The following is a 2,703-nucleotide window of genomic DNA, read 5'->3' on the forward strand; positions in this document are numbered from 1 at the left end:
GGCGAGCCAGCGCAAGCCCGCATCGCGCGGGCGGGCGCGCCACCACACGGGCAGCGTCGTCAGCGCCGCCACGAGCAGCAGCGCCGCGCCGTAGCTGTAGCCGCTTTTCAGGGCGAGGCTCAAGGCAAAAAACAAAAACGTCGCGCCATTAACCAATAGCTTCAGCCAAACCTTCATGACTTCCTCTCACGCCGCGCGAGGCAGGCGAGCATCAAATACTTGTTGAAATTATAAAAAGCCGAGCTGGCGGCGAGAAAAAAGCCGTAGCGCCCGGCAAAGAGCGTGCGGTGGACAAAATACTCGCGGCAGAAAGCGACGGCAGCGCGCAGCGGCAACGCCCACAGCGACGGCGGTTTCCGCCCGCCTGCCGCCTTCTCCTGCGCCCAGTCGTGGCTGTAGCGCAAATTCTTGCGGATGAAATGGGCGAGATTGTCGCTGGTGAAATGCAGCAAATCGCCGGGCAGACGCACCACCGCCGCCGCGCCGCGCGCCAGCGACTCATGCACCTCATACGGGTGATACTGAAAAAAGGCGCGGCCATAGAGGCGGGGAATATGATCGCGATAACGCGCGTTCACCGCCGTGCCGCAGAAAATATTGCTGCGCGAGACGGCATACACCGTATCCGGCGACGGCGGCGATTGCAGCACCGCACGGATGGCCGCCTTCAGCGTCGCATCCGGCTGCTCGTCCGCATCCAGCATCAGCACAAAATCACCCTGCGCCAACGCTTGCGCCCGCTGCCGCTGCACGCCAAAACCGCGCCAGTCGCGGTTCTCGTACCAGCGCACGCCGAAGCGGGCGGCAATCGTCGCGCTGTTGTCGCTACTGCCCGAATCCAGAATCACAATCTCGTCCGCCAAATCGCGCACCGCGGCGAGACAGGCGGGCAAATGCCGCGCCTCATTCTTGACAATCATCACCACACTGAGCGGATGCGGATTCCGCCCCGGCGGCGGCACCGCCAGCGGCAGCGCGCGCGCATTGACCGCGTGCGGCTGAAAATCATCGGCATAACTCTGCGGCCGCGCATTGCGGTCGCAGAGCAGCGCGTACTTGTTGAACGTATATTGCGCAAAAAGCCAGGCATACACCCAGCCGCTACTGCCCCGGAGAAAACGGCCATCGGCGAGATACTGCTTGCAAAACGCCCACAGACTGCGCAGCCACACGCCAAACGGCGAAACGCGCTTGCCGCGCGCGTGCGCCTCGCGCGCCCAGGTGTCAGCGTAAGAAAAGCGCTTTTCCAGCCAGAACAGCGGCGTATCGGCCGTATGATGCTCCAGAAAACCGGGCAACACCCGCGTCCGCGCACCATCGAGCAGCAGCGACTCATGCACCGCATTGCTGTTGAACTGAAAACGGCGCGGATAAACGCGCCAATACGGCTTGCCGCGCCAGCGCGGATGATCAATGAAGCGGCCAAACACCAAATCCAGCCGCCGCACGCCATACACCGTATTGCCCGGCGTCTCGTCCTTGATGCGGGCGAGGGCGGCGAGCAGCGTGTCGTCCGGCACCTCGTCCGCGTCCAGCGCAAAAATCCAGTCGCCGGTGGCGAGCGCCTGCGCCCGCTGCCGCTGGATGCCATAGCCCTGCCAGTCGGTGTTCACAAACCAGCGCGCGCCGAACCAGTTGGCGACCGCCTCGCTGTCATCGGTACTGCCCGAATCCAGAATCACAATCTCGTCGGCGACGCGCGCCACCCGTGGCAAACAGCGGCGCAAATTCGCCGCCTCGTTCCGCACCATCAACACCACACTCAGCGTCGCCATATCACCCCCAAAAATCCGCCAGCCACGGCGCCGGGCGCACATGGCGATACCACTTGCCGCCACCGCCGGCGATGGCGGTGTCCGGGTTGATTTCACCGTGGAAAACCAAAATATCGCAGTCCGGGCGGCGCGGTGCGAGGAAAAACGACAACGGCAGCGGATAGAGCGCGTGATACTTGAAACTCTTGCACCAACTATCCGGCCAAAAACGCAGCGCCTCGCGCTCACGCAAAAACGCCGACAACCACGCCTGCTCATTGCGGAAATGGGCGCGGATGGAGAGGAAATTGGCGCGGAAGACATCGAGCAGCGTCGGCAACGCGCCCAGCTCAAAACGATAGACCGAACTGTTGCCGACACCGCGCCACGGGCGCTTCCAGTCGCGGATGATGAAGACGCTGTTGCGGTCGTCCGCCTCGTGGGTAAAGAAATGGTCGATATTGCGCAGAATGACCACGTCCAAATCCAAAAACAGCGCCGTGCCCCTGAGACCGTAGAGATCGGGCGCAAACGTCGTCAATTTGCGCCAACCGCGCTCCGGCAGACCGTCCGGCAAATCCAGCGGCGGAATCGGATGACACACCACGGCGGGGTCAATCCCGGCGGGGTCGTCGGTGAGACAAATCATGGTAAACGGCAACGATAACTGCCGCGACACCATGCGAAACAGACGGTTAACAAACTCGGCGGGATACTTCGTACCCCACTTCATGCAGAGAACATAACGGGCGGACATAAAAATAACGAGAAAAAACAGATTGATGAAAAAGCGGGCGCAGGCGGTAGTATAGCGGAAAGGCACAACCCGCCGCAGCGCATCAGTCTGCAGTAGCCATAGGGTGCGTCTCGGCGCACCGTCCTGAAGCTGCGCCGGTTATAGCCATCCACCGAAAGTTTCAGACAAGGCGCGTCGCCGAAGACAGTACGC

The 2,703-nt window shown here is 62.0% G+C and carries 2 protein-coding genes; both read right to left on the reverse strand.

The features are described from left to right. Positions 1-173 precede the first annotated feature (173 nt). Positions 174-1,775, reverse strand: a complete 1,602-nt coding sequence (locus tag Q0349_RS07255) for a glycosyltransferase family 2 protein (protein ID WP_298080206.1) — start codon at positions 1,773-1,775, stop codon at positions 174-176. Between the two features lies 1 nt (position 1,776). Further along, the gene (locus tag Q0349_RS07260) at positions 1,777-2,511 is read right to left on the reverse strand and encodes a glycosyltransferase (protein ID WP_366916290.1); all 735 of its coding nucleotides are present in this window, start codon (positions 2,509-2,511) and stop codon (positions 1,777-1,779) included. Positions 2,512-2,703 lie beyond the last annotated feature (192 nt).

Origin of the sequence: uncultured Cardiobacterium sp. (genome assembly GCF_938028185.1) — a bacterium.
Taxonomy (GTDB): Bacteria; Pseudomonadota; Gammaproteobacteria; order Cardiobacteriales; family Cardiobacteriaceae; genus Cardiobacterium.

Bases quoted from the DNA above. Each gene is read 5' to 3' on its own strand.
- Q0349_RS07255 (WP_298080206.1), bottom strand. From the start codon at position 1,775: ATGGCGACGCTGAGTGTGGTGTTGATGGTGCGGAACGAGGCGGCGAAT.
- Q0349_RS07260 (WP_366916290.1), bottom strand. From the start codon at position 2,511: ATGTCCGCCCGTTATGTTCTCTGCATGAAGTGGGGTACGAAGTATCCC.